22 protein-coding genes are annotated in these 25,989 nt (G+C 61.5%); 14 read left to right on the top strand and 8 right to left on the bottom strand.

Annotated elements, in window-relative coordinates; genetic code table 11:
- The first annotated feature begins 103 nt into the window (after positions 1-103).
- The 8 genes from ACODTZ_RS03330 to ACODTZ_RS03365 all read left to right on the top strand — a co-directional run bounded on the left by ACODTZ_RS03330 (position 104) and on the right by ACODTZ_RS03365 (position 8,797).
- Positions 104-337, top strand: coding sequence for a hypothetical protein (locus tag ACODTZ_RS03330; protein ID WP_489023734.1), 234 nt, complete (start codon positions 104-106; stop codon positions 335-337).
- 885 nt (positions 338-1,222) lie between these two features.
- Positions 1,223-1,891: a hypothetical protein gene (locus ACODTZ_RS03335; RefSeq protein ID WP_489023736.1), complete on the top strand. Its 669-nt coding sequence runs from the start codon at positions 1,223-1,225 to the stop codon at positions 1,889-1,891.
- 662 nt (positions 1,892-2,553) lie between these two features.
- Positions 2,554-3,276, top strand: coding sequence for a FadR/GntR family transcriptional regulator (locus ACODTZ_RS03340; RefSeq protein ID WP_489023738.1), 723 nt, complete (start codon positions 2,554-2,556; stop codon positions 3,274-3,276).
- Positions 3,273-4,439 (top strand): PLP-dependent transferase, encoded by a 1,167-nt coding sequence (locus ACODTZ_RS03345; protein ID WP_489023740.1) that lies wholly within the window; start codon positions 3,273-3,275, stop codon positions 4,437-4,439. Before ACODTZ_RS03340 ends, ACODTZ_RS03345 begins: the two co-directional genes overlap by 4 nt.
- 42 nt (positions 4,440-4,481) lie before the next feature.
- A complete protein-coding gene (locus ACODTZ_RS03350) occupies positions 4,482-5,741 on the top strand; it encodes an ABC transporter substrate-binding protein (RefSeq protein ID WP_018901262.1) in 1,260 nt (419 codons plus the stop codon).
- Positions 5,742-5,964: 223 nt separating this feature from the next.
- The gene (locus ACODTZ_RS03355) at positions 5,965-6,900 is read left to right on the top strand and encodes a carbohydrate ABC transporter permease (protein WP_018901263.1); all 936 of its coding nucleotides are present in this window, start codon (positions 5,965-5,967) and stop codon (positions 6,898-6,900) included.
- 3 nt (positions 6,901-6,903) lie between these two features.
- Positions 6,904-7,734 (top strand): carbohydrate ABC transporter permease, encoded by an 831-nt coding sequence (locus ACODTZ_RS03360; protein WP_047503993.1) that lies wholly within the window; start codon positions 6,904-6,906, stop codon positions 7,732-7,734.
- Positions 7,735-7,738: 4 nt separating this feature from the next.
- Positions 7,739-8,797 carry an ABC transporter ATP-binding protein gene (locus tag ACODTZ_RS03365; protein WP_489023743.1) on the top strand — a complete coding sequence of 353 codons (1,059 nt, stop codon included), beginning with the start codon at positions 7,739-7,741 and terminating at the stop codon, positions 8,795-8,797.
- 6 nt (positions 8,798-8,803) lie between these two features.
- Here the strand turns inward: ACODTZ_RS03365 and ACODTZ_RS03370 are convergent, their stop codons facing one another.
- The gene (locus tag ACODTZ_RS03370) at positions 8,804-9,940 is read right to left on the bottom strand and encodes a calcium:cation antiporter (RefSeq protein WP_489023745.1); all 1,137 of its coding nucleotides are present in this window, start codon (positions 9,938-9,940) and stop codon (positions 8,804-8,806) included.
- Positions 9,941-10,048: 108 nt separating this feature from the next.
- The gene (locus ACODTZ_RS03375) at positions 10,049-10,978 is read right to left on the bottom strand and encodes a LysR family transcriptional regulator (protein WP_489023747.1); all 930 of its coding nucleotides are present in this window, start codon (positions 10,976-10,978) and stop codon (positions 10,049-10,051) included.
- A 174-nt stretch (positions 10,979-11,152) separates the two neighbouring features.
- Between ACODTZ_RS03375 and ACODTZ_RS03380 the strand changes: the two genes are divergently transcribed.
- The 3 genes from ACODTZ_RS03380 to fhuB are packed head-to-tail and all read left to right on the top strand — an operon-like array spanning position 11,153 to position 16,175.
- A complete protein-coding gene (locus tag ACODTZ_RS03380) occupies positions 11,153-13,285 on the top strand; it encodes a TonB-dependent siderophore receptor (RefSeq protein ID WP_489024782.1) in 2,133 nt (710 codons plus the stop codon).
- Between the two features lie 20 nt (positions 13,286-13,305).
- Positions 13,306-14,211, top strand: coding sequence for an iron-siderophore ABC transporter substrate-binding protein (locus ACODTZ_RS03385; protein ID WP_489023749.1), 906 nt, complete (start codon positions 13,306-13,308; stop codon positions 14,209-14,211).
- Positions 14,208-16,175, top strand: a complete 1,968-nt coding sequence (fhuB, locus tag ACODTZ_RS03390) for a Fe(3+)-hydroxamate ABC transporter permease FhuB (RefSeq protein ID WP_489023751.1) — start codon at positions 14,208-14,210, stop codon at positions 16,173-16,175. Before ACODTZ_RS03385 ends, fhuB begins: the two co-directional genes overlap by 4 nt.
- Before the next feature lie 3 nt (positions 16,176-16,178).
- Here the strand turns inward: fhuB and ACODTZ_RS03395 are convergent, their stop codons facing one another.
- The 6 genes from ACODTZ_RS03395 to ACODTZ_RS03420 form a co-directional block, all read right to left on the bottom strand.
- On the bottom strand, positions 16,179-17,240 hold the full coding sequence (locus ACODTZ_RS03395; protein ID WP_489023753.1) for an Ldh family oxidoreductase: 1,062 nt from the start codon (positions 17,238-17,240) through the stop codon (positions 16,179-16,181).
- A 35-nt stretch (positions 17,241-17,275) separates the two neighbouring features.
- A complete protein-coding gene (locus ACODTZ_RS03400; RefSeq protein WP_489023755.1) occupies positions 17,276-18,241 on the bottom strand; it encodes a hydroxyacid dehydrogenase in 966 nt (321 codons plus the stop codon).
- 74 nt (positions 18,242-18,315) lie between these two features.
- The gene (pdxA, locus tag ACODTZ_RS03405) at positions 18,316-19,305 is read right to left on the bottom strand and encodes a 4-hydroxythreonine-4-phosphate dehydrogenase PdxA (protein ID WP_489023757.1); all 990 of its coding nucleotides are present in this window, start codon (positions 19,303-19,305) and stop codon (positions 18,316-18,318) included.
- Between the two features lie 30 nt (positions 19,306-19,335).
- A complete protein-coding gene (locus ACODTZ_RS03410; protein ID WP_489023759.1) occupies positions 19,336-20,469 on the bottom strand; it encodes an iron-containing alcohol dehydrogenase in 1,134 nt (377 codons plus the stop codon).
- A gap of 346 nt (positions 20,470-20,815) precedes the next feature.
- Positions 20,816-22,000, bottom strand: coding sequence for a sialidase family protein (locus ACODTZ_RS03415; RefSeq protein ID WP_489023761.1), 1,185 nt, complete (start codon positions 21,998-22,000; stop codon positions 20,816-20,818).
- Positions 22,001-22,012: 12 nt separating this feature from the next.
- Complete coding sequence (locus ACODTZ_RS03420) at positions 22,013-22,918, bottom strand: dihydrodipicolinate synthase family protein (RefSeq protein WP_489023763.1); 906 nt, start codon at positions 22,916-22,918, stop codon at positions 22,013-22,015.
- 27 nt (positions 22,919-22,945) lie between these two features.
- Here ACODTZ_RS03420 and ACODTZ_RS03425 point away from each other — a divergent pair, with 27 nt between their 5' ends.
- From ACODTZ_RS03425 to ACODTZ_RS03435, 3 genes are all read left to right on the top strand, one after another.
- Positions 22,946-23,071, top strand: a complete 126-nt coding sequence (locus ACODTZ_RS03425) for a hypothetical protein (protein ID WP_489023765.1) — start codon at positions 22,946-22,948, stop codon at positions 23,069-23,071.
- A 151-nt stretch (positions 23,072-23,222) separates the two neighbouring features.
- Positions 23,223-24,872, top strand: a complete 1,650-nt coding sequence (locus ACODTZ_RS03430) for an ABC transporter substrate-binding protein (RefSeq protein ID WP_489023767.1) — start codon at positions 23,223-23,225, stop codon at positions 24,870-24,872.
- A 158-nt stretch (positions 24,873-25,030) separates the two neighbouring features.
- Complete coding sequence (locus tag ACODTZ_RS03435; protein ID WP_489023769.1) at positions 25,031-25,987, top strand: ABC transporter permease; 957 nt, start codon at positions 25,031-25,033, stop codon at positions 25,985-25,987.
- The last annotated feature ends 2 nt before the right edge of the window (positions 25,988-25,989 follow it).

The raw sequence follows: 25,989 nt of genomic DNA on the forward strand, positions 1-25,989 counted from the left end.
TAATCCCGGCGGCCAGATGATGGCGTGATCTTATCGAGAGCCGGGTTGTGGCAATTGAGTGAGTTAGGACAGCTCTAGCTATTGTCTTCTGTGGGAGGATTGCATGATTGATCGGGCGCCGTCCGACGAGGACTTCCGGGTGATGTCGCTGGCCGTGAGCCAATGGTTCGAATACTACGAGGTCAAACCCGATGAACGGGCTTCCAACCTGCTGTGCGCAAAAGCGCTCGACCTCTTCAATGAAAGCTACAACTCGATCGACGACATTTCGACGATGCTGATCGGCACGTATGTCGGACTTTGGGCCACGCGAGTGAACGCGGCGACATTTCATTGAGGTTCATTTCGTACCCAATTGCCAAGGGATGACGGGTGCGGCGTCTTCGTGCTCGAGACGCTGATTGGCCCACCGTTCGACAAAATTTACGATGATCGACTGGGCGGACCGCTAAGTGCATCACACCGATTGGACGGACATTATTCGGGTTTTGCGAAAGCTGGACTGGCCCGACAAGGTGTCGGAGAAGGCCGCCGCGGAAGCCTTCGAAAGTGCCGATCCCAGAAGAGTTACGAGGCTCCATCGCGGCCATAATCCGCCGCCGGAACAGAGCTGGGTCCGCGGTGATGGTTGGTCTCTAGCCTATTGGTGAAACCTAAGGAGTTGCTGAGCAAAGAAGGCTCAACGAATGCGGCTGGCCGTCGAACTTGTCGTCGATGGAACACTGCTGATCGACAGAAATGAGCGCGTTCACGTGGCCCAGCAAGGATCTGCGATCGTAATAGTGGCGGGAGAGATGGTGACTGAATGGTAGCCGAAGTCCCGATGACTCATCGTCTATTGCCATGAGATCATTTCCAGAGCAGATGTGGGGCTCCACTTCGCCGTCAAACTCGAAGCCGCCCAATCGGGTGCGAAACCTATCGCGACGCTTTTCGAACGATCGATCCGACGGGGATCCGCTCGGCGTCTTGGCAGTTTATGAAATAGTCCTGCGAATGCCTGACGTCGCCACGATGATCGACCGTCTCAACTCGCCTGAATCCCTCTTCCGCATGTGCTTGAAGAGCAGGAAGTGTCTCTCGGTCGCAGTCGATTAGCCTCTAAATCGGCGACACGCACATGGACGCCTGCACTTCGACTGGACGTCCTTCCGACGGAAGTCAGAAGGATTCAGTGGTTAGCCCGAGCTGGTGAATCTTGCTCCATATGGACTAGGCGTCGTTGACGACACGAAAAATCGACGCCACGCTGGTTTCATTAGCAACGAAGGACATCGAGATGACTGGCGGCAAGTGGGACAAGTTAATCATGGCGCATATCGGCTGGCTGGCCGACGGGGCCAGCGAGACCTACTTCGGCCCAGAGACAGCTTTGCTGGCTTATGGCAAAGCCATGTTCGAAGTGCGGAGCCGTCCGGCGCATCTTGCGGCGGGACAGAAGCGTCAGTGCTACGCAAACTGCGTTAAGGCGCTTCTCACCTCTTCGACGGCCAACGGAGAGCTTTTCTACGTCGAGGGCTATGCGGCCGACAGAGGCGGTCAGGGATTACCAATTCAGCATGCTTGGCTGCTCGATGACCAGGGGCGCGTGATTGACCCGACTTGGGAAAATGCTCTTGAGTACGCGTACTTCGGCGTCGTTTTCAAAACGTCGTTTGTCATCGACATGCTTAGTGTCGCGGAGATGGTGCCTGGAATCCTATCGACCCCAGTATTGATGAGCCGGAATTTTGGTACACGATCGCTGTTCGAAGCGGCGCTAGAGCAACGCCATCACCGGGCAAATCGACTTTCCACCAGGGAGACTGAGAAAAGCGCGGCGTTGCAAAACGTCATGTCGCCGCCTGCGTTCGGACCGTCACTCCAGGCTAGCCGCGGCGTCCAAGGCTAGTTAGTGAAAACTTTTGCCGAACCGAGGGCGCTGGCAAATAGGTTGGCTGGAGGGGTCATTCACGGAGCCACGGACTACGCTGAAGCTTTGGACAGTGGCGAGCCCCCTGTCCTGTGCAGTTGAAGCAGCCTGAAGGTAGAGGGAGAGACTTCCAGTCTATGCCATCCTACCTAACGGGGCTGTCGCCTATTACTGTTTTCCGGAGTTTGGGCAAAGCAAGAAAATGCAGGACGTAATCAGATCAGATATGCCTCCATCTCAGGAGACGGTAATTGAACGTTTGGTGCCGCTGCTCAGAAAGCAGTTACGGCATACAACAATGTGCGAGCTTTCCGCAGCAGATTTGTCAGCGTTGGCGAACGATATCGCGCTGGTAATTCACAGAGCATCTTGCTCTCCTGCCCATGGGGCTGAGCAATAGCGAGCTGCTGTCGCACGGTTGCTGACAATCTACCTACTGCTTCATTTAAAATAGCTTGGCAGTTTCGCTATCGAGCGGGACAGCGATTGGGGTAAACCGTAGCCCGCAACCGGGAAAAGAGTCCACTGCTAAAGGAAATCCGCAGCCAGTCACGGCATCTTGACGAGTCACTAATCCATGTGAAATGCTAAGATGTCAGACCAATTTAAAGGTCGGCTGCCTATAAAAATATTGGGGAACCATGAAGGCACCAAACAGCGATAGGCCGGTTATCCGGCCGCTTCCGGCGATGGATCGCGCGCGTCAGGTAACGGACGCGCTGGCGGACTATGTGGAGGATGCGCGCCTGCAGGCCGGCGACCGGCTGCCCGCCGAGCGCGAGCTGATGGCGGACCTCAGGGTTGGGCGCTCGACCATTCGCGAGGCGATCCGGCATTTCCAGGCGCTCGGCGTGATCGAGACGCGCAAGGGCAGCGGGACCTATCTGCTGAAGCCGATTACCAAGGCGACCATTCATATGCCACTGTCGCTGCATGCGACGGATCTGCGCAACGCCTTGCTGCAGACGCTGGAAGTGCGCCGCGGCATCGAGTGCGAGGCCGGCGTGGTGGCGGCGAAGAAGCGCACCGCTCAGGATCTCATCGTCATCGAAGAGAAGCTCAACGAGATGGAGCGCGTCCATCTGGAAAAGGGCACCTCGGGTCCGGAAGATCTGGCCTTCCACCTCGCCATCTACGATGCCAGCCACAATCCGCTGTTTCGCCAGCTTCTCGAGCAGATGCGCGAGACCTTCTGGCAGTTCTGGCAGCACCCTTTCGAGCGGCAGGATTTCGCCCGCCGTTCCTTTCCCTTTCACCGCACGCTCTTCAACGCGATTGCCGCGCGCGATCCCGAGGCGGCGCGCGAAGAGACACTGAAAATCCTCGCGGTCGTCGAGGAAGACATCAAGGAAATGTCCCAATGAGCAACGGTTCAGACCCGTTCGAATTCGCATCCCTCATCACCGCGCACGACGAAGGAAACTTCGCCGAAGCCGTGGTGCCGCCGATCTTCCAGACCTCGCTGTTCACCTTCTCCGACTATGACGACATGATCGCCTCTTATCGCGGAGAGAAGGTACGCCCGATCTACACGCGCGGCCTCAATCCGACGGTGCGGATGTTCGAGGAGATGCTGGCGAAGCTCGAGGGTGCGGAAGACGCGCTGGGGTTTGCGAGCGGCATGGCGGCGATCTCGTCGGCGGTGCTCGCCTTCGTCGAGTCGGGCGACCGTATCGTCGCCGTCAAGCATGTCTATCCCGATGCCTTCCGCCTGTTCGGCACGGTCCTGAAGCGAATGAAGGTCGAGGTGACTTATGTCGACGGCCGTGACGAAGAGGCCGTGGCCAAGGCGCTGCCCGGCGCCAAGCTGTTCTACATGGAAAGCCCGACGAGTTGGGTCATGGAAGCGCATGATGTCGGCGCGCTGGCAGCGCTCGCCAAGAAACACGGCGTCATCTCGATGATCGACAACAGCTGGGCAAGCCCAGTCTTCCAGCGGCCGATCACGCTCGGAGTCGATCTCGTCATTCACTCGGCATCTAAATATCTCGGCGGCCATAGCGATGTCGTGGCGGGCGTCGTGGCCGGATCGAAGGAAATGGTCGCCCGCGTCAAGGCGGAATCCTATCCCTATCTCGGCGGCAAGCTGTCGCCCTTCGATGCCTGGCTCTTGATCCGCGGCATGCGCACCTTGCCGATCCGCATGAAGGCGCACGAGGCGGCCGGCATGACGATCGCCAAGCGCCTGCAGGATCTCGATGTCGTCGAGACGGTCTGCCATCCGGGACTGGCCAACCGCCTGCCGGCCGGCCTCAACGGCACGTCGGGGCTGTTCTCGTTCATATTCCGCGAAGGCGTCGATATCCGCGCCTTCGCCGATCACCTCAAGCTCTTCAAACTGGGAGTGAGCTGGGGTGGGCATGAAAGCCTGATCGTACCAGGCGAGGTCGTCCTTCAGCAGAAGGCACAGCCCAATTCCGCGCATACCTTCGGGATTCATGCGCGGTCCGTACGCCTCCATGTCGGCCTCGAAGGAACCGAGGCGTTGTGGAGAGACATCGAGGAGGCGCTTTCCGTCGCTTCGTAAAAGTCCAGAAACAGAGGAAAAACCTGGAAGGGGGAACTGAGCATGAAAAGACTGATAACCGCAACGCTGCTGGCCACGATGATGGCGGGTACGGCGATGGCCGACACGACGCTGAAGCTCGTCGAGGTGATCACCAGCCCCGAGCGCACCGAAACCCTGAAATCGCTTGTCGGCAAATTCGAAGCCGCCAACCCCGGCACCAAGGTCGACATCATCTCGCTGCCATGGAACGAAGCGTTCCAGAAGTTCGCGACCATGGTATCGGCAGGCGACACCCCTGACGTCATGGAAATGCCGGATACCTGGCTTTCGCTTTACGCCAACAACGGCATGCTTGAAAGCCTCGAGCCCTACCTCGAAAAGTGGGAATACACCAAGGGCCTGACGCCGCGTGCGCTGGAACTCGGCCGCGACGTCAAGAACACCGCCTACATGCTGCCGTACGGCTTCTACCTGCGCGCGCTGTTCTACAACAAGAACCTCTTCAAGGAAGCCGGGGTTTCCGAGCCGCCGAAGACGATGGATGAATTCGTCGCTGCGTCTGAGAAGGTCTCCAAGCTTCCCGGCAAGTCCGGCTACTGCCTGCGCGGCGGACCGGGCGGCCTGAACGGCTGGGTGATGTTCGGCGCGACGATGGCCGGCTCCAACAAGTTCTTCAACGACGACGGCACCTCGACCATGAACAGCGAAGGCTGGACGAAGGGTCTCGAATGGGTCGTCGATCTCTACAAGAAGGGCCTGGCGCCGAAGGACAGCGTCAACTGGGGCTTCAACGAGACCGTCGCTGGCTTCTATTCCGGCACCTGCGCGATGCTCGACCAGGATCCGGATGCTCTGATCGCGGTTGCGCAGCGCATGAAGCCCGAGGATTTCGGCGTCACCAAGATGCCTGTCGGTCCGAGCGGCAAGGGCTTTACAACGATCGGTTTCGCCGGCTGGTCGATGTTCACCACCAGCCAGAACAAGGATCTGTCCTGGAAGCTGATCGAAACGCTTGAATCGCCGGAAGGCAACATCGAGTGGAACAAGCGCACCGGTGCTCTGCCGGTTCACACCTCGGCCGAGAAGGACCCCTTCTATGCGAGCGAGCAGTTCAAGGGCTGGTTCGACGAACTGGCCGACAAGAACATCGTTCCTACCGTGATGCCGACCTACCTCGAGGAGTTCGCCTTCTTCAAGGATTCGCTCGCCATCAAGACGACGCAGCAGGCGCTTCTCGGCGATATCACGCCGAAGGAACTGGCTGACCAGTGGGCGGACTATCTGACCAAGGCTCAGCAAAAGTACCTCGCGAAGAAGTAAGCGGGCTGGAAAAGGGGGCTTCGCATGTGTGGCCCCCTCATCCGCCTGCCGGCACCTTCTCCCCGTTGGGGAGAAGGGGTTCCGCCGCAACCTCTCCGTTCCCTTCTCCCCAACGGGGAGAAGGTGGCCTGGTAAGGCTCAGGTGCAACTTGTTGCACCGGGGATGAGGGGGCCGCGGGCCCTACTGCGGGCAAACTGAACGTAACCATGAAAGCCGCCCAAGATGACCATGACCGCCGATACGCTAGACAGTCGCCGTGACCGCCGGTCGTGGCTGAAGCGCGTCGCCGATGCCTCGGAACCCTATCTCTACAGCGCCCCATCGCTCGTCCTCATCATCGCCGTGATGCTGGTGCCGCTGGTGATCGGCGTGTCCTACGCGTTCCGCGATATCCAGCTTCTGAACCCCTTTTCCGGCGGCTTTGTCGGGCTGGAGCATTTTCGCGACCTTTCCAAGGATGCCGCCTTTTATGGCGCGCTGAAGAACACGCTCTGGTGGACTGGCGCCTCGGTCGTGCTGCAGTTCATCTTCGGGCTCATCCTCGCGCTTTTGCTCGACAAGCCGTTCTGGGGCAGGGGCCTCGTTCAGGCGCTGGTGTTCCTGCCCTGGGCCGTCCCGTCGTTTCTCGCCGGCCTCAACTGGGCGTGGCTGTTCAATCCCGTCATCGGGCCAATCCCGCACTGGCTCTACGCGCTCGGCCTTATGAGCGAGCCGCGCAATATCCTTTCCGACCCGCAATATGCCATGTGGGGACCGATCATCGCCAATGTCTGGTGGGGCATTCCCTTCTTCGCGATCACGCTGCTCGCGGCCCTTCAGGCAATCCCGCGTGACCTCTACGAGGCGGCCTCCATCGACGGCGCCACATGGTTCCAGCGGTTCCGCTCGATCACGCTGCCGTTTCTGGCGCCGACGATCGCGATCACCGTTCTCCTTCGCACCGTATGGGTGTCGAACTTCGCCGATCTCATCGTCGTCATGACCGGCGGCGGCCCGGCCGACAGGACGCAGATCGTTGCCAGCTATATCTTCACCCAGGCGTTCAAGCGGCTCGACTTTGGTTACGCCTCGGCGATCGCGCTTGTGCTGCTGGTGTTGCTGCTCGCCTATTCCATGCTGATTATCCTGCTGCGGCAGACCCTGCTGAACAAGGATTGAGCCATGAGACGATCCATCATCCCCACTATCGCGCACCGTCTGGCGATCCTGTGCTACATCGTTTTCGCGCTGTTTCCGCTGTTCTGGCTGCTCAAGGTGTCCGTGACGCCGAACGACCTTCTCTATTCAGAGGGTGTCCGGATGTGGCCGTCGCGCACGACCTGGGAGCACTATAGCTTCGTCCTCCAGCACAGCGCCTTTCCGACCTTCTTCAAGAATAGCCTGATCGTGTCCGCCTCAACCGCCGTCGTCGTCACGATCTGTGCATCGCTTTCTGGTTATGCGCTCTCGCGGTTCAATTTCCGGGCGAAATATTGGATCGTGGCGTTGATGCTGCTCACCCAGATGTTCCCGCTGGTCATGCTGGTCGCGCCGATCTTCAAGATCCTGACGCCGCTGCATCTGACCAACAGCTTGACCGGCCTCGTCGTCGTCTACACCGCCTTCAACGTCCCCTTCGCGACCTTCCTGATGCAGTCCTTCTTCGACGGCATTCCTAAGGATCTCGAGGAAGCGGCAATGATCGACGGCGCGACGCAATTCACCGCGTTTCGCCAGATCATCCTGCCGCTGACATTGCCGGGGATCGCAGCCACGCTCGGCTTCGTCTTCACCGCGGCGTGGAGCGAGCTGCTCTTCGCACTGATGCTGATCAACGGCAACGACGCCGCGACCTTCCCGGTCGGGCTGCTAACCTTCGTGGGCAAATTCTCGGTCGACTTCGGCCAGATGATGGCGGCGGGTGTTCTCGCGCTCATCCCGGCCGGTCTCTTCTTCCTTCTCATCCAGCGTTACCTCGTCCAGGGCCTGACGGCCGGCGCGGTCAAGGGTTAATCACATGGCATCGATCGATATCCAGAACGTCAAGAAATCCTTTGGCCATGTCCACGTCCTGCAGGACGTCCAACTCAAGATCGAGGATGGCGAGTTCGTCGTGCTCGTCGGGCCCTCCGGCTGCGGCAAATCCACATTGCTTAGAATGATCGCCGGTCTCGAGGAGGTGACCTCGGGCGAGATCCGGATCGCCGGAAACCGGGTCAACGAGCTGCATCCGAAGGACCGAGACATCGCCATGGTGTTCCAGTCCTATGCGCTCTATCCGCATATGAATGTCGCCGGAAACATGAGCTACAGCCTGAAGCTGAGGAAGACGGCCAAGGACAAGATCGCCAGCGTCGTCGGCGCGGCGGCCTCCAAGCTCGGGCTCGATCCGCTGCTTGAACGCCGCCCAAAGGCGCTGTCCGGCGGCCAGCGCCAGCGCGTCGCCATGGGCCGCGCCATTGTGCGCCAGCCCAAGGCTTTCCTGTTCGACGAGCCGCTGTCCAACCTCGATGCCCGCCTGCGCGAGCAGATGCGCGCCGAGATCAAGAAACTGCATGGCGACCTGAAGGCGACCTCGATCTACGTGACCCACGACCAGATCGAGGCAATGACGCTGGCGGACCGGATCGTCGCCATGTATGGCGGGGTGGTGCAGCAGGTGGGCAGCCCGCTCGAGCTCTATGATCGCCCCGCCAATCTCTTCGTCGCCGGCTTCATCGGCTCCCCGGGCATGAATTTCCTCGAGGCGACCTATAGGAACGGCGGCGCGCAGCTGAAGGACGGCACCGTTGTTGCGCTGTCCAATCCGCTCAAGCTTGCAGACGGCGACAAGGTTACACTCGGCATTCGTCCCGAACATGTCGTCATGACGTCGGAAGAGACGGGGGTGAAGGCAAGCGTCGAGCTGATCGAGCCGACGGGCTTCGGCATTATCCTCCATCTCTCGCTGCATGGTCTGCCGTTCAAGATCTTCACGCTCGACCGGGCAGCACTGGCGGCGGGGCCTGATGTGAATGTCGGCTTCCCCGCACAGCATGTCCATGTGTTCGACGCGAAAGGCGACAGGGCGAGCTGACCGCCTCTAAGTCTCGAAGATCAAGAGGACATAGGCGACGAAGAGAACGAGATGCACCGCTCCCTGCATCAGATGCGTGCGGCCGCTCGAGAAGGTGATGATGCTCAGGGCGAGCGTCAACACCAGCATGATCGGGCTGCTGTGATCGAGGCCGAGAATGACGGGGTTTCCCGTGAGATGGCTGATGACAAGCATGGCGGGGACGGTGAGGCCGATGGTCGAGAGAACCGAGCCGAGGAAGATATTCACCGATCGCTGCAGGTGGTTGGCGACCGACGCGCGCACGGCGCTGATCGCCTCGGGCGTCGCCACCAGAACCGCCATGATCACGCCGCCAAGGGCCGCCGGCGCGCGTAGCGTCTCGATGAAATAATCGATCGGCGGCGCCAATTGCTCCACCAGGAACACGACCAACGACATGTAAAGGGCGAGCATCAAGATCGGCCACCAGAGCGGGCCTTGATGATCCGCGTGGTGACGCGCGGGCGCGGCTTCTTCCGTATCGTCGATGAAGAAGCCCCGGTGACGTCCTGTCTGTAGCATCAGGAATACGCCGTAGAGCCCGACCGAGATGAACGCCAGCACCGTCTGCTGGACGGTTGAATAGCCCGGCCCGCCGTTAGGGTGCGTAAAATTCGGCATGATCATGCTGAGCGTCGCCAAGGGCACGATCACGCCGAGATAGGCGTTCGCGCCCTGCAGATTATGCCTCTGCTCATGCCGCCGCCAGGCGCCGAGGAGCAGAGATAGCCCCACCATTCCGTTCAGGATGATCATGACGACGGCGAACAGGGTATCGCGGACCAGCGTCGGGTTGTTCTCGCCATGCTGCATCACGGCGGTGATCGCCACGACCTCGATCGTGGTGATTGCGAGCGTCAGTATGAGCGTTCCGTAGGGCTCGCCCAGGCGCTCGGCAAGGTGATCCGCATGCCGCACGACTGCCAGTGCCGAGCCGAGCACGACTGAGAAGAGCCAGATAAAGATCAGCGTCAGCCAGAAGGGATTGGCGAGCAGCGCGAACAGCGCCGGACCGTGAAACAGGAAAGCGAGGCTTGTCAGCGCGCTGATCGCAAGAAACCACTCCCGCTGCAGCAGACTGCCGGTTGGAGGGCGGTGCAGCGTTCCCGCATCTGCTGTCACGTCGCAATTCTCCCACAGCTTTCCGCCCCAGGTGATGAAAGCACGGGCCTTGATCGGCCTCAAGCTCAAATCAACCGAGCGTTTCGCGCGAGGTTGCTATCCTTGGGGTCAGAGGTTGCGCTTGCTGTGGGCGATGAATGCCCGCACAGCCGGAGACGCCTCGGTCTTTCTATAGGCGACGACGAGATCGGACGTTACGTTGGCATGCGGCAGCGGCACGTATCGGATACCCGGCAGCCTGACGCATTCAAGCGATTTCGGTACGATCGCCACGCCTGCCCCAATCGCAACCATGCTGCCGATACCTGTGAAGTCCCAAGAGGTGGAATTGATGTTCGGCTCGAACCCCGCTTCCTTGCAGGCAGCATAGGTTGTGCCGTGGAAGCCGACGTCGCGCGGTTGCTGCGGTGTCAGAAACACGTCGCCGGCAAGGCCGGCAAGATTGGCGGCGCCGCGCTCCAGCGTCAGCGGATGCCCATCCGGCACCATCAGGACGATGGGCTCGCGGCGGATGATATGGGTGGCAAGGCCATCCGGAATGGGGGCAGGGCCGCGGATGAAGGCGAAGTCGAGCAGCCCCTCAACGATGCGGGCGAGCTGCTTGCGCAGCTCCATCTCCGTCAGTTCGATCTCGACACCGGGGTGATCACGCTTGTAGGCCTTGATCGATTGCACGACGGCGCCGGAATAGGCCGCCGAGGCCACATATCCGATGGAGACCCGCCCGGTCTCGCCGCGACTGACCCTGTTGACCGCCACCATCGCCACATCCGCCTGCGCGAGGATCTTGATCGCCTCGTCGTAGAGCACCTGGCCGGACTGCGTGAGATGGACAGACCGTCTCGTGCGATCGAGAAGCGATGTTCCGAGAATCTCCTCGAGGCTCATGATCTGCTGGCTCAAGCCCGGCTGGGCGATGCCGAGCCTTGCTGCCGCGCGCTCGAAATTGCGCTCTTCGACAAGCGCCACGAAATATTTGAGGTGGCGTAGTTCGAAGGAAGGATTGCGGGGTGGCCTTCGTGAGTCCGGGCTCGTCATGTGATGCGCGCTTCAGAATAATTATAAACTATGAGTGTCTGAAAATATCATAAGCAATAATGATGAAAATACCCCCTGTCATTTATTGGATGAAATAGGATAAGGTGACTAAACAAGTCCAGTTTTCGGATCGTGACTGGATTGGGCGGTAGAGTGGCAAGACACCTTAGTTTCATGGAAGCGCTGGCAGCAACGGCAGTGGTAGGCGTATCGGTAACGGCTTCGGGCCAGCTGCGCGCCGAAGATGGCGACAGCGCAACAGCGCTCGCGCCGATCACCGTGCAGACCAAGGGCGCGGAAGATCCGAAGGCACCGGTAAAAGGCTTCGTCGCGAAGACCAGTTCGACCGCGACCAAGACGGGGACGCCGCTCTTGGAGACCCAGCAATCCATCTCGGTCGTAACAACCGATCAGATTCGCGCCCAGGGCGCCGAAACGGTCGGGCAGGCGGTCGAATACACGCCCGGTGTTTCCGGCACGCCTTATGGCTCCGATCCGCGCTTCGATTCGCCTCGAATCCGAGGCTTTGATGGTCGCCAGTCGCAATATCTGAATGGCCTGAAGATGATGCGCACCGCCGGCGCGCCGGCGGTCGATCCCTATCAGCTGGAGCGCATCGAGGTGCTGAGGGGGCCGGCATCGGTCATGTACGGCCAGGGCAATCCCGGCGGCATGATCAATCTGATCAGCAAGCGGCCGGTGTTCGAGCGTTTCGGCGAAGTCGGCCTACAGGCCGGAAGCTATGACACTTACGGCTCGTTCTTCGATGTGGGCGGTCCCGTCAGCGACGGCTCGGACTTCGCCTATCGCGTCACGGGCCTGGTGCGCGCCGCCGGTGCACAGACCGACAATATCGATAACGATCGTTACTTCATCGCTCCGGCGCTGACATGGCAGCCCGATGACGACACAAAGCTGACGATCCTCACCAGCGTCCAGCATGACAACCCAAGCACCCCATCCAGCCTGCCCGCCCAGCTGACGCTCAACGCGACGAACAATCGGCTCTCCCGCGATTTCTTCGTCGGCGACGATAGCTTCGACCGTTCCTCGCGGACGCTGACGAACCTTGGCTACGAGTTCGAACATCGCCTGAACGACGTCTGGACCTTCCGCCAGAATGTTCGCTATTCCAATTTCGACTGGAGTTACCAGGCGCTCGGCATGGCCACGTCAGGTCTCGCCGCCGATGGCCGGACCATCAATCGCAATGCGACCTTCCAGGACGAAAACCTCAACACCTTCAACATCGACAACAACTTCCTGGCCGAATTCGATACCGGCGATGTCGATCACAAGCTGCTTGTCGGCCTCGACTACCGATACTTCGCCAACGATGCCAGCACGCAATTCTGGGGCGCGACGCCGCTTGATGCATTCAATCCCGTCTATGGTGGTCCGATCAGGCTGACGTCCAAGACGACGGACGCGCATGTCGTCTCCGACCTGCAGCAGCTCGGCATCTATATCCAGGACGAGATGTCCTACAACAACTGGCGCGCGACGCTCGGCCTCCGGCAGGATTGGGCGAGCACGAGCGGCACCTCCTTGAATGGAAGAACCAATGTCGAGCGGTCGCTGGACAAGGATGATCACAAGCTGACCGGTCGCGCCGGGTTGGGCTACGTCTTCGATAGCGGCATTGCGCCCTATATCAGCTACGCCACCTCCTTCGAGCCGGTTCCGGTGCCGACAACGGGCCAGCTGCTGGACCCGACGACAGGCAAGCAGGTGGAAATCGGCGTCAAGTATCAGCCCGAGGGCTGGAACGGCTTCTTCTCCGCCGCCGTCTTCGATCTTCGCCAGAATAATGTGTCCAATACAGTATCCCTGCCAGGCGGCCTTGGAACGACGATCGCGCAGATCGGTGAGGTGCACGCGCGGGGCGTGGAACTCGAAGGTGTGGCAAGTCTCACCGACGGGCTGGACCTGCACGCCGCCTACACGTACATGGACACGGAAATTCTGGGGCGAACGGACAATGGCAATCGCCTGGACAACGTTCCGGCAAACGCCGCCAGCCTTTGGCTCGATTACACCTTCCAGGAGGGAAGCGATCTCGATGGCTTCGGCATCGGCGGTGGCGTGAGATATGTGGGACAACGCTATGGCGATACGGCCAATAAATTCGATCTCGGTGGTGTCGCGCTGCTGGATGCGGCGATCCGCTACAAGAAGGATGGCGTTACCGCGTCGCTCAACCTCCAGAACATCGCGGACAAGAACTATGTCTCAAGCTGCTCCTCGTTCGGCTGCACCTATGGTGATGGTCGCACGGTCATGGCCAGATTGAGTTTTGCCTGGTAGGCGGCAGATAAAGTGGGCGTATGATTTCAGACAATTCCAATAAATCAGCTCTGATCGGGCGGCGGCAGGCTCTTGGCCTGCTCGCTGCCCTTGCCGTTGCGTGGGATGCGAAGGCGGCGACAACGCCGAGCCGCATCGCGGCGATCGACTGGGCGATGCTCGAAACCATTATGGCGCTCGGCGTGACCCCGATTGCCGCCACCGAGCTCCTTCAGTTCCGCAGCGATGCCGTCGAGCCGGAGATCCCGTCTTCCGTTGTCGATCTCGGCCTGCGCGGCTCGCCGAACTTCGAGTTGCTGCACCTGCTGAAGCCCGAGCTCATCCTGATCTCGCCCTTCTATGTCAGGCATCAACCAGCGCTGGAGGCGATCGCCCCCGTCTACTCGCTGCCCTTCTACGTCCAGGGCGAGCCGCCCTATGCCAAGGCGCTCAACGCCGTCTCGCAACTGGGCGATCTGCTCGGTCGCGCCGATGCCGCGTTCAAGGTGCTGGCCGATCAGGACGCATTGCTGGCTGGCCTTCGCGCGCACCTCGCCCCGTTCGCGGCGCGGCCGACCTACATCATCAATATCGGCGATTCCCGTCACTTCCGCGCCTTCGGCGCCGACAGCATGTTCGGAGATATCCTGCAGCGGCTCGGCTTGCCGAATGCCTGGACGGACCGATCGCGCTTCACCTTCGCAGCACCGGTGCCCATGGAAAACCTCGCCGCCAATCCCGAGGCGCGTATCGTCATCGCCTCCGATATCCCCGTCGAAGCGCGCAGCAGCCTTCGCAACAGCATGATCTGGAAGTCGCTCAAGCCGGTCAAAGAAGGGCGTGTCGTCAACATCGGCAACGTCAACCCCTATGGCGGCATCACCGCCGGCCTTCGCTTCGCGCGGCTCTTGAGCGAAGTGCTCGTCAAAGGCGGAGAGACGCTTTGACATCGCGCACAGCCTGGATCTTCTTCGCCGCTGCGACCGCGCTTGCGGTCCTGCTCTTCCTGCGGCAGGCGCTCGCCTTTCTGCCGCTTACCGCCTGGCCATCGCTGCCGCTCATGCCGGATGGGATGACCACCGAGCGGATCATCCTGGCCTACGGTGTCTTTCCGAGAGCCGCCGTCGCTATATTGGCCGGCGCCGCACTCGGTCTTGCCGGCGCCTTGCTGCAGAGGCTGCTCCGAAACCCGATCGCCGACCCCTCGACATTGGGCGTCTCGGCCGGCGCCCAGCTCGCCATCGTCGCGACGACGCTGTTTTTTCCCGCGGTCCTCGATGGATACCGCGCGCTTGTGGCGCTCGCTGGTGCCGCCGGCGCAACGGCGCTGGTTTTCCTGCTCGGCTGGCGTCGCAGTTTCGATCCGCTCACCATGGTTGTCTCAGGACTGCTCGTCGGCATCACCTGCGGTGCGCTGTCGGCCGCGATGACGCTTTCGCAGGGCGAATATCTCATGTCGCTGGTGACGTGGAACGGCGGCGCGCTTGGCCAGCAGGACTGGTCGGTCGCCTCGACGCTGGCGCTGGAACTGCTCGCCGGCCTTGCCGCCAGCATCCTGCTGCTCAGGCCGCTGGCGTTGTTCGGCCTCGGCGATAGCGGCGCCAAATCGCTCGGCGTGGGGCTCGTTGGCATACGGGTAGCGGTCGCGGTGATCGCTGTAGGCTTGGCGGCGGGTGTTGCCGCAAGCGTCGGTCTGGTCAGCTTCGTCGGCCTTGCCGGGCCAGCCCTGGTGCGCGGCCTGGGTGTCCGGAAGCCGCATACCATCATCCTCGCATCGCCCATCGCGGGCGGCTTGCTGCTCTGGCTGTGCGATGGACTGGTGCAATTCCTCGGCTCCACCACCAGCGAGACCTTTCCGACAGGCGCGATGACGGCGCTGATCGGCGGCCCGCTGCTGCTCTGGCTGCTGCCGAAAGTGAAGCCGGTGGAACTGCACGAGGAGCGCGAGCATGTGGCCCAGGCGAGGGCGCCGCGCACATGGCTGATCCTGCTTCTCGCTTTCCTGCCGACGGTCGCTCTGCTGGTTCTTTTCCTGGCGCGGACACCCGCCGGTTTCATACTGCTTTCGGCGCAGGACTTCGCCGATCTTTTGCCCATACGCTGGCCACGGCTGCTGGCCTCGGCCGCCGCAGGTAGCCTGCTCGCGATCGCGGGCACAATCTTGCAGCGGCTGACCGGCAATCCGATGGCAAGCCCGGAGGTCTTGGGCGTCAGCGGTGGAGCCGGCGTCGGCTTTGCAGCGGCAATCACCATCGTGCCGGCGGCCGGCGTCGCCGAGCTTTTCTCTGGCGCGGGCATCGGCTCCATGATCGTGATGATCATCGTCGTCGCCTTTGCCAGTCGGCGTCAACTCTCTCCCGAACGGCTGCTGCTCGCAGGCATCGCCGTCAGTTCGCTGACCTCAGCTATTTTGTCGGCCCTGCTTGCGATCGGCGATCAGCGCTCATGGCAGATCCTGTCCTGGCTCGGCGGTTCGTCCAACACGGCAACGCCGGCGTCGTCGATCGTGCTCGCGGTTCTGGCGATCGTCTGCACGGGGATCGTGCTGTTCTTCACGCGCTGGCTGACGATCCTGCCGCTCGGCAGCGCGGTGCCGGTTGCGCTTGGTGTGCCGGTGCGCTCGGCGCGCACGGCGATGATCTTCGTTGCCGGGCTTGCGACCGGCGCGGCGTCGCTGCTGGTTGGCCCCTTGAGCTTCGTCGGGCTGATGGGACCGCATATCGCGCACCGGGCGGGCTTCATAAAACCGGCGCATCAGCTTCTGGCATCATCGGCGATCGGCGCGCTGTTGATGATCATCGCCGATCTCGGCGCTCGCACGGCGACTTTCCCTTACGAGTTGCCGCTAGGCCTGTTCGCGGCGCTGGCCGGCGCGCCTTATCTCGTCTGGCTCATCGCCCGCAGGCGGTGAGCGTCAAGGCAACACAGGCGGCATCGTAACGCCGAGCCGCTCGGCATGGCCGCGTAGCGAGTCGATAATCCCCGGAAACAGGCGGACTCCCTGAGCAAGCGCGTCACGCTTGCGCGCCAGGCCACTCTCACCGGGCAGGCGGACGCGCTCGACGCCGGGGCGCGGCGGATTGTCGTGGCAGGCATCGACGAGCCATCCGGTCTGGCGCAGGAAAGCTTCGCGACCGCCGAAGGCGGCGGGATCGAACACCTGGACCGTGACGGCGGCATTCGTGCCCTTCGGTGCATCGGCGCGGCCATAGCCTGATAGCGCTTGCGTAAAGGCTTCGACATGCAGCGCCATGCCGTATCCCTTCTGGCCGTGGTCCAGCCCACCGGTCGGGAGCAGCGTGCCGCCGTGTTCGATGACCTTAGGGTCGCGACTGGGGTTTCCGTCTGCGTCCATCAGCCATTCATGCTCGTACTGGTGGCCTTCCCGGATCAGGCGTTGTGCCATGTTGACCGTGGTGATCGAAGCGCTGATATCGATCAGGATCGGATCGCCCGACGTCGGAATACCATGCGCCACCGGGTTCGGCGTGTAGACGCCCTTCCGCCCGCCGAATGGAGCGACCTGCGCGCCCGAGGGGCTCGAACTCGCAATGCTCACCATATAACCCCGGTCGGTCGCGATCGACAGATAGGCGGCGAGGCAGCCGATATGGTGGCTGTTTGCGATGGTGATCGTCGCCGTGCCGTAGGTCTCGGCTCGATCGCAGGCGAGCTTGACTGCCTCCGACGTCAGCCATGCGCCGGGCAGGCGCTTTCCGGACCAGGCAACCGCAGGTCCACGGTCCGATATGACATCGGGGCTACCCTCGCGCGTCATCACGCCATCGGCGATGCTCTGCAGATACCAGCCGGCGAGCGCCAGGCCATGGGTCGTGTGCCCCATCAAGTCTGCTTCGACGAGATAGCGGGCCACGGCCTCGGCTTTGTCGTCCTCAAGGCCGGAGGCCGCGTACAGGTTCTTGGCAAAGCTGCGCAGCGCGTCCGGCGCGTAGCGGATATCGTTGGTGTCGCTCACCAGTCTCTCCGTCGGTTGTTGAAGCTGCGATGTGCTCAGCGCGCGAGAAAGCGCGGCTCGAGCGCTTTTCCATCAAGCGCATCCAGAACATTCCTTGCCGCCATCACCGAGACCGCGCGCTTGGCATCCACAGTCACGCCCGCCACATGCGGCGAAACAAGTGTGTTCGGCAGCTGGAACAGCGGATTGTCGACGCCCGGCGGCTCTCGCTCGAAGCTGTCGAGGCCGGCGCCGGCGAGATGGCCATCCTGCAGTGCGCGGACAAGGGCTGCTTCATCGACAATTTCGCCACGTGCCGTATTGATCAGCAGCGAGCCGCGTTTCATCAACCCGATCCGGCGCGCATCGATGAGCTTGTCCGTTTCCGGCGTCAGCGGACAGTGCAGGCTGACGATATCCGACGACGAAAGCAGCAGATCCAGATCAGTCTCGCGGCGGATACCTGAGGTAAAGGCGCTGTCCGGCGTATGCGGATCGAATGCAATAATCTCCATGCCGATAACGCCGGCCATTTTCGCGAGCGTCTGGCCGATGAAGCCGAAGCCGACGATGCCGAGCGTCTGGCCGCGCAGCTCGCGGCCCTGATACTGGTTCTTGTCCCAGATACCGTCACGGATCAACGCGTCCTGTCGCGGCAGATCCTTGGAGAGCGCCATGATCATCGCGAGCGCGTGTTCGGCGACCGAGTGGCCGTTGCTGCCTGTTGTCATCGATACCGGAATGCCGAGTGCGGCGGCCGCCGCGACATCGATATCGTTGGTCCCGACGCCGTGCTTGGCGATATGCTTGAGCCGTCCGCCGGCCTTCATCTCCTCGGGCCCCAGTTTGTCGGTCAGCAGGCGGATGATCACCGCATCGGGCTTGTGCGCCTTCATTATGTCGATCACGGCCTGTCGGTCGATATAGGGATCCGTCGTTACGACCGTGGCGCCGGCTTCAACCAGCAACGAGAATCCTTCCGGCGCCAGCTGGCCGCCGAGCACGATAACCGTCTTGTCCATTGCTCATCTCCTCCCGAGAGAATGGCAGGCCGCGGCGCGCGGTGGCGCCAGGGCGCTTCAGATCTCAACCCGGATCAGGCTGCCTGACGGCGCGGCGAGCGGGCCATCAGTCGGGCATAGGCGATCGCCGAGAGCATGTTGACGTGATTGGCCTTGCCGGTGCCGGCGATGTCGAAGGCCGTGCCGTGGTCAACCGAGACGCGGTCGATCGGCAGGCCGAGCGAGACGTTGACGGCCGTCTCGAACGCCACGAGCTTGATCGGGATATGCCCCTGATCATGATATTGCGCGATCACCAGATCGAAGGCGCCGTTATAGGCGCGGGCAAAGACGGTATCGGCCGAGATCGGACCGACGACGTCGATATCCTTGGCCTGCGCCAGTTCGACGGCAGGCGTCAGGAATTCGGTGTCCTCGGTGCCGAACAGGCCGTTTTCGCCGCAATGCGGATTGAGGCCGGCAACGGCGATGCGCGCCTTCTTGCCGAGCCGCAGGAAATGCTTGTGCCCGGCTTCGATAGTCGCCAGCACGCGCTCCGTGCGCGCCCGCTCGATCGCGCCCTTCAGCGAGATGTGCGTGGAGACGTGAATGGTGTTGAGGCGCTCGGAGGCGAGCAGCATGAACGAGCTCTTCGAGCCGGTCAGGTGCGCCAGAAGCCCCGTATGACCGTCGAAATGATGGCCGGCGAGGTTCATCGCCTCCTTGTTGATCGGCGCGGTCACGATGACATCGGCTTCGCCCGACATCGCCAGATCGACGGCGCGGGTGATATAGCGAACCGAGGCATCGCCCGCGACTGGGCTGACCTTGCCGATTTCGGGCAGGGCAGCGCCAAGGTCTACTTCGTCGACGGCGATCTTGTTCTCGCCGGCGGAACCGGCAGGCGCGAACCGCAGGCCCGTCTCGGCTGAGCGATTGGCACGCTCAAGCGCCTCGGTGTTTCCGACGATGACGAAATCGCGGCGCTCGATTTCCGGCAACGTCGCCAGCGCCTTGACGATCACCTCGGGGCCCACACCAGCGGGATCACCCAGCGTCACCGCGACCTTTGCATTTCTGTCCATCAGTCACATTCCTTGTTGGGTCAAACGCACCTAGTAGGCGGCTTCGTATATCGAACGTATGTCGGTGCGCGCGAGATCGCGTGGGTTGTTGTCGAGAAGGCGGCGAATGGCGAAGGCATCATCCGCCATGGCGTCGAGATCGCTATCCGGCACGCCGAGCGCCGAGAGCTTCATTTCGATGCCGAGATCGGCGCAGAAGCTATAGGCCGCGTCGAAGACCGACTGTACGTCGTCCGATGTCTTGCGGCCAAGCGCGTCCATCACAGCCCGCGTCTTCTCGGGAACAGACGGCGTGTTGAAGGCCAGCACATGCGGGAAGATCAGCGCGTTGGCCGCACCATGGGCGATATGCCAGCGCGTGCCGAGCGGATAGGCCAGCGCGTGGCCACCGGCGGTGTTGACCGGCCCGAGACAGAAGCCGCCATAGAGCGAGGCGAGCGCCAGCCCGGCGCGGGCTTCCGCGTCGGCGCCATCTTTCACGGCGCGGGCGAGATATTTGCCGACCAGCCGCGTTCCCTCGATCGCGTAAAGGTCGATCATCGGATGTGCCTTGCGGTTGGTGAACGCCTCCACGCAATGCGCCATGGCGTCGACACCGGTAGCCGCCGTCGTGCGGGCAGGAACAGTGAAAGTCAGCGCCGGATCGATGACGGCGATGTCGGCCAGCATGTGAATGCTTTCGACGGCGAGCTTGGCCATCGTCTCCGGATCGGTGACCAGCGCGCGAATGCCCGCCTCGCTCCCCGTTCCAGCCGTGGTCGGCACTTGCGCCAGCGCGACGCGGCGGGGTCCGTGAACCTTGTTCGGGCCGACGACCTCGCGCAGCGTCTGCGATGAGCCGGCGAGCACGGCTGCCAATTTGGCAAGATCCATCGCGCTGCCGCCGCCGAAACCGACGACCAACTGCGCATCCGCCGCATTGGCGGCTGCAAGCACCTTGTCGAGATTGGCGGTATCGGGCTCCGGCGTCACATCGGCGAAGACCGTGATTTCACCCCTAAGGCCGAGCGTGTCGACACGCGTGGCATTGAATGCGTCGGAAATGACCAGGATACGGGCGTAGCCCTTGTCGCTCGCCCATTTCCCCAGGCGCTCCGCCGTCCCGACGCCGAATTCGATGATTTCGGGCCTGATGATTGTGATAGGCGAATCCAAGCTGACCACCGGATTACTCCTCCCCCTGCGGTATCGCGGCATCTTTCGATGTCGCCAAGATGTAAATTTGTTATACTAGCTGTGTCGCCTTGGCAAGCTTGGACATCACGTTTGCCTGGAAAAATGCGATGCGCTGCCGATTATCGGCCATTGCGTCGGCTTTCATGGCGATTTATCTAATTGATATTGCGTATTAATTGGCGAACGGCGAAGTTTGTCGCCTGCGGCCGCGCTTCAAGCGACGCGCTCAAGCGTGAGCAACGAATTTGTAAATTAAAGGCAGCAAACTACCAGGTCGGCGCGCCAAACGAATCCGTTGGCACGCCGATTTGACAAGCGACGCGCAATTCCCGCGTTAGCCAAGCGCATCCTGAGATAGCCGCACATATTTGATTGCGCGCCGGTAGTAGGTGTAGGCGATATGCACCGTGCCGTCGGCCCCTTGGGTGATCGACGGGTAGGAGAATTCCCGGTTGACGGCGTCCTTCGAGTTGTTGCTCAGGCAGTAGCCATCGCCGGTATCGAGGTCGATCCGACGCGGAAAGCTGCGGCCGCCATCCGTCGAAAAGGCGAGGCTGAGCGGCGCGCGCGGTACGCCCCAGATCGCCTTGCGCCTCTCGCTCGGCGCGCTGGCGACCGGTGCGGCTGGCTCATCGCCCTCGATTTCGTCGTAGAGCGACAGGCGTCGCGCGTCGGACATTGAGGCGTTGCAGTGGTTGTAAACCATTGCAATTGTGCCATTTTCCAGCTTCACCGCCTGAATGGACGAGTTGTTGTTCGGCAGGTCGATCGGCTCCGGCGCGCTCCAGCTCTCGCCGTCGCGCGAGCGGCTGGACAGTACGGATTCGGCGAAACGGTTGCGATAGAAGGCAACGAATTCACCGTCTGGCAGGGGCACAATGTTCATATGCACCGCGCCGATGCTGTCGGGCACGTCGGTCATCGCCCAGCTCTTGCCGGCGTCGCGCGAGATCAGCACGCCCGCGGTATCGGCGTCACCCGTCCAGCGTTCGCCGGGCAGTCCGATACAGCGAAAAACCGGCAGCAGCCAGGTACCGGCGCTGTTTACGACGATCGGCTGGCGCACGAATGTGCCGGGGATATCGCACAGCACGCGCACCTCGCCAAAGGTGTGGCCGCCATCCGTGGAGATCCGACATTTGACAACCGAGCCATCCTGGTTGCCGGATGTCTGCGACGTGTAAAGCAGCCAGACATCTCCGCAAGGCGCATTGAAAATCAACGGGTTCTGCTCGGATTTTGCCGGATCGTCCGACATCTTTTCCGGCTGCGACCATTGCGTGGCACCGGGCGCCAGTCGCGACATGTAAATCGAGATGTCGCCCATGCCTTCCATTGTGCCGCCGAACCAGACGCAGGTCAGCGTCCCGTCTGGCAGAAATGCCAGGTTGGCGGCGTGGTTTTGGATGCAGGGGGAGGGGAGATAGGCGTCGAAACGCCCGCTCTTAGCGGGATTGGCGATGATTTCGCCGGTCATAAGAGCCGGAACGGCGTCCGGTTGCAAACCCGTGAAGGCCATGGTCTTCCTCCTTTAGGGCAGCGTCTTGTAGGCTTCGGCAAGCGATGCGTAATCGGCGTCGCTGATCGGCATAAGCGGTGCGCGCGTGCGCTTCCAGGCCGCGTTGCCGGTTTTCAGACCGACCATCGCCTTGATCGTCGGGATCTGCACATAGGAGTTGGAGAGCGTGCGGTAGGCGTTGATGCGCGCCTGTGCGGTCTCTACCGCCTCAGCGCCGCTTTTGTCGTGGACCTTGTCATAGACGGTGCGCAGCGAATCCGCGACCAGATTGGAGGTCGCGGTGATGCAACCAGCACCACCGGCCTTCAGCAGCGGCAGCAACAGCGGATCGGCGCCGGCGAGAACCGAGAAGCCGGGATAGGCGGCGATGATTGCCTGCATGTTGTTGAAATCGCCCGCCGATTCCTTGATGCCGACAACCGTGTCGGGGAAGGCTTCGATCAGCCGGCCGATGAGCGGAACCGACAGCGGCACGCCCGAAACCTGCGGAATATGATAGAGGATGACCTGTAGTTTGCTGTCGGCGATCTTCTCCAGGATTTGCGAATAGGCGGTGAAGAGGCCGTCGTCGGAAACGCCCTTGTAATAGAAGGGCGGCAGCATCACGACCTTGGTGACGCCGAGCGACAGGGCATGCTTGGTGAGATCGACCGTCTCCTGGATGGCGACGACGCCGGTGCCCGGCAGCAGCTTGTCAGCAGGGATGCCGGCCTTCAATGCTGCCTCAAGGATCGCGTTTCGCTCGCTCGACGAAAACGAGTTTGCCTCGCCCGTTGTGCCAAGCAGCGCCACGCCGTGGCATCCCTCGGACAGCAGTCGTTGACAATGTTCGGTGAAGAGGCCGAGATCCGGGCTTCCATCGGCATTGAGTGGGGTCGCGGCGGCGCTATAGACACCAGTGATCTTGTGCTTGTTCATGTCGTCCTCCTCGGATGAACGCCGCATATGGCGGCAAAAGGCGGGAAACCCGGCCTGCAAGATGCGGTTTTCTTCATGCTCGCCTGGCATGTTGTCAATATGACAATAAGCATTTCAATCGATCGTATTTTTCAAGCAATTGAAATTATGTGAGAAAATTTTTGGCGATTTTGCCGAAGTGTGGATGAATTAATTTTTGTTGACATATTTACATTATCGAGCGAGTGTCTGCGCCATGTCATGACGCACTTTCGGGATGGAGCGAAAGAGCCAAGCGTCATCGGTTTTGTCATGGGAGGATGGAATGACTGATCGGACTAAAGAAAATAAAGGCCAGCAGCAGGGAATGTCGCGTCGCGAGGCGCTGAAGCTTGGCCTCGCCGCAGGCGTTGGCCTGACGGTTTTCGGCCTGAATGCACGCATCGTGCTCGCCGATGACGGCCAGGTGCTGAAGGTCGCCAACCCGGCGTTCAACCAGGATTGGTCGCCGCTGCGCGGCGGCGGCGTTCCGTTCCGCTGGAACTCGATCTGGTGGGCCTCGCCGATGTATTTCGACAGCGAAGGCAAGATCAAGCCTTACGTCTTCACCAGCTGGGAATCGCCTGACAACAAGGTCTGGACCTTCAAGATCGACCCGAAGGCGACCTTCTCCGACGGCAGCAAGATCACCTCGGCCGACGTCAAGGGCTCATGGGAAGTCGCTTCCATGCCAAACACCAAGAGCCAGCGCGCCGACCAGGTGCTGAACAAGGTTCAGGGCTACAAGGAAATCGGCGCCGGTTCCGGCAATGAGCTGACGGGCGTCGCCACGCCTGACGAAGGCACCGTCGTCGTCACGCTGACGGAAGCCGATCCGATCTTCTTCATGCGTCTTGCCAACCACATCGCGCCGATCACCAAGGCGGCGCAGTCTCGCGGCAGCGATGGCGAGGAAGTGGCCGATTGGTACAAGCCCGACAGCAGCGCCGTCTATTCCGGCCCGTTCAAGCTCACCAGCATCGATATCGACGCCGGCAAGCTGGTGTTCGAGCCGAACGAGAACTTCTTCGGCCCGAAGCCGAAGCTGGCACGCATCGAAATCACCTCGATCGAAGACAACGTCACCGCGACGTCGCTCATCAAGTCGGGCGAATTCAATGCCCATACCGAGCTCGTCACCTCGACGATCATCCAGGATCTCGGCCCCGAATTCTCCGCAGGCCCGCTGATCCCGACGAGCCAACACTTCTGGTTCAACGTCACGCGCGCACCGATGGACGATCCGAAGGTTCGCCAGGCGCTGATCATGGCGATCGATCGCGACGGTCTCTTCAAGGCCTCTTATCCCGATGGTCCGCACAAGAAGGCCGACCAGATCCTGAATTCGGTTCCCGGCGCCGACAATTCCGGCTTCGAGCCCTTCCCCTATGATCCGGCAGCCGCCAAGAAGCTGCTTTCCGAATCGAGCTATGGCGGCCCGGAACGCCTGCCGAAGATCCTCTTCGTCGGCATCTCCGCCCCGGCCATTCAGGCAGCGGCTCAGTATATTGCCGAGCAGTGGCGCCAGAACCTCGGCATCACCGCCGTCGACATGAAGCCGCAGCAGGATTCCTACGCCGGCCCGGACCAGAACGCGGTGCAGATCTTCCGCGACGACGTCGGCACCCGCGTGCCTGACGCGGTCTCCTATCTCGCCGGCTGCATCGCCTCGACCTCGTCCAACGCCCAGAACAAGCTCGGCGGGTACAAGAACGACAAGGTCGATGCCGCACTCGCGGAAGCCGCGACCAAGGCGGCCGACGATCCCGATCGCATCAAGCTCGCCCAGGATGCTCAGAAGGCATTCCGCGAAGATTGGGCCTTCATTCCGTGGTACTCTCAGGCGATGTCGCGCTGGGCCACCAAGGAGGTCAAGGGCATGGAGAAGAACCTCGACTGGCAGGTCGTGGCGCCCTGGGACATTTCGATCGGCTGAGCCGGTCCGAAACCTACGAACAGATAGCCCGCCAGGAATCGGATTTCGGGCAACTTAGCAACCGCGCGAAGACCGCAAGGCCTTCGCGCAAGTTTCAAGAAGACATCGCATGTCCGCGTGAGCGCGGAAACGTGTCTACCAACCGGTGGGAGGTGACCTTGTTACGCTACGTGCTAACCCGGTTTGCCATCTGGATTCCGTCAGTCCTTATCGTCATGCTGGCCGTCTATGCGCTGGCTTTCTATGGCGCTGGCGATCCGATCAAGCTGATTTTTCTGCGCGCGCCCGGCGACGTCGCCTATAACCCGCAGCGCATCGAAGCCATCCGCGAAAGTGCCGGCCTGAACAGGCCCTTCATCGAGCAGTTCGGCCTTTACATCTGGAACCTCCTGCATGGCCAGTTCGGCAATTCGCTGACATCGGGCCGCTCGGTCTGGGCCATGGTCTCGGCCGCCGCCCCGGTTTCGTTGAAGCTGGCGCTCTGTTCCATCATCCTCACCACGGTCATTGCCATTCCGCTCGGCATGATCGCCGCGATGAACCAGAACAGCCGCCTCGATTACACCATCCTCGGTTCGGCGCTCTTCCTCTGGGCGATCCCGGCCTATGTCGCCGGCCCGCTCTTGATGGTCGGCCTGATCGTGCTGATGCCGATGATCAAGGTGCCCTATGGCTGGGGCGGCGTCTTCGACGTGCGCATCCTGTTGCCGCTGATCGTCCTCTCCTTCCAGCCGATCGCGCTGATCGTGCGCCAGACGCGCGCCGCCGTCATCGAGGTGTTGTCGGAGGATTTCGTCCGCACCGCCCGCGCCAAGGGCGTGCCTGAAATGGTGGTGGCGCTGCGCCATATCCTGCGGCCGGTGCTGACGCCTGTCGTCACCCAGCTCGGCCTGATCATGATCACCATCGTCAACGGCGCGATCTTCGTCGAGCTCGTCTTCGGTCTACCCGGCCTCGGCCGCCTGACCGTGCAGGCGCTCACCAATTCGGATTATCCCGTCATTCTGGCGATCACGCTTATCGGATCCTTCCTGGTGATGATGTCGAACCTTCTGGTCGACGTTCTCTACCCGCTGCTTGATCCGCGTGCCAACGATGCAAGAAGGAGCCGCTGACC

The sequence above is a fragment of the Rhizobium sp. FG113 genome (assembly GCF_057809895.1).

What these genes read in the sequence shown, in the direction of transcription:
- ACODTZ_RS03330 (WP_489023734.1), top strand. Translation starts at nt 104, where the DNA reads ATGATTGATCGGGCGCCGTCCGACGAGGACTTCCGGGTGATGTCGCTG.
- ACODTZ_RS03340 (WP_489023738.1), top strand. Translation starts at nt 2,554, where the DNA reads ATGAAGGCACCAAACAGCGATAGGCCGGTTATCCGGCCGCTTCCGGCG.
- ACODTZ_RS03345 (WP_489023740.1), top strand. Translation starts at nt 3,273, where the DNA reads ATGAGCAACGGTTCAGACCCGTTCGAATTCGCATCCCTCATCACCGCG.
- ACODTZ_RS03350 (WP_018901262.1), top strand. Translation starts at nt 4,482, where the DNA reads ATGAAAAGACTGATAACCGCAACGCTGCTGGCCACGATGATGGCGGGT.
- ACODTZ_RS03355 (WP_018901263.1), top strand. Translation starts at nt 5,965, where the DNA reads ATGACCATGACCGCCGATACGCTAGACAGTCGCCGTGACCGCCGGTCG.
- ACODTZ_RS03360 (WP_047503993.1), top strand. Translation starts at nt 6,904, where the DNA reads ATGAGACGATCCATCATCCCCACTATCGCGCACCGTCTGGCGATCCTG.
- ACODTZ_RS03365 (WP_489023743.1), top strand. Translation starts at nt 7,739, where the DNA reads ATGGCATCGATCGATATCCAGAACGTCAAGAAATCCTTTGGCCATGTC.
- ACODTZ_RS03375 (WP_489023747.1), bottom strand. Translation starts at nt 10,978, where the DNA reads ATGACGAGCCCGGACTCACGAAGGCCACCCCGCAATCCTTCCTTCGAA.
- ACODTZ_RS03380 (WP_489024782.1), top strand. Translation starts at nt 11,153, where the DNA reads ATGGAAGCGCTGGCAGCAACGGCAGTGGTAGGCGTATCGGTAACGGCT.
- ACODTZ_RS03385 (WP_489023749.1), top strand. Translation starts at nt 13,306, where the DNA reads ATGATTTCAGACAATTCCAATAAATCAGCTCTGATCGGGCGGCGGCAG.
- ACODTZ_RS03400 (WP_489023755.1), bottom strand. Translation starts at nt 18,241, where the DNA reads ATGGACAAGACGGTTATCGTGCTCGGCGGCCAGCTGGCGCCGGAAGGA.
- pdxA (WP_489023757.1), bottom strand. Translation starts at nt 19,305, where the DNA reads ATGGACAGAAATGCAAAGGTCGCGGTGACGCTGGGTGATCCCGCTGGT.
- ACODTZ_RS03415 (WP_489023761.1), bottom strand. Translation starts at nt 22,000, where the DNA reads ATGGCCTTCACGGGTTTGCAACCGGACGCCGTTCCGGCTCTTATGACC.
- ACODTZ_RS03420 (WP_489023763.1), bottom strand. Translation starts at nt 22,918, where the DNA reads ATGAACAAGCACAAGATCACTGGTGTCTATAGCGCCGCCGCGACCCCA.
- ACODTZ_RS03425 (WP_489023765.1), top strand. Translation starts at nt 22,946, where the DNA reads ATGGCGGCAAAAGGCGGGAAACCCGGCCTGCAAGATGCGGTTTTCTTC.
- ACODTZ_RS03430 (WP_489023767.1), top strand. Translation starts at nt 23,223, where the DNA reads ATGACTGATCGGACTAAAGAAAATAAAGGCCAGCAGCAGGGAATGTCG.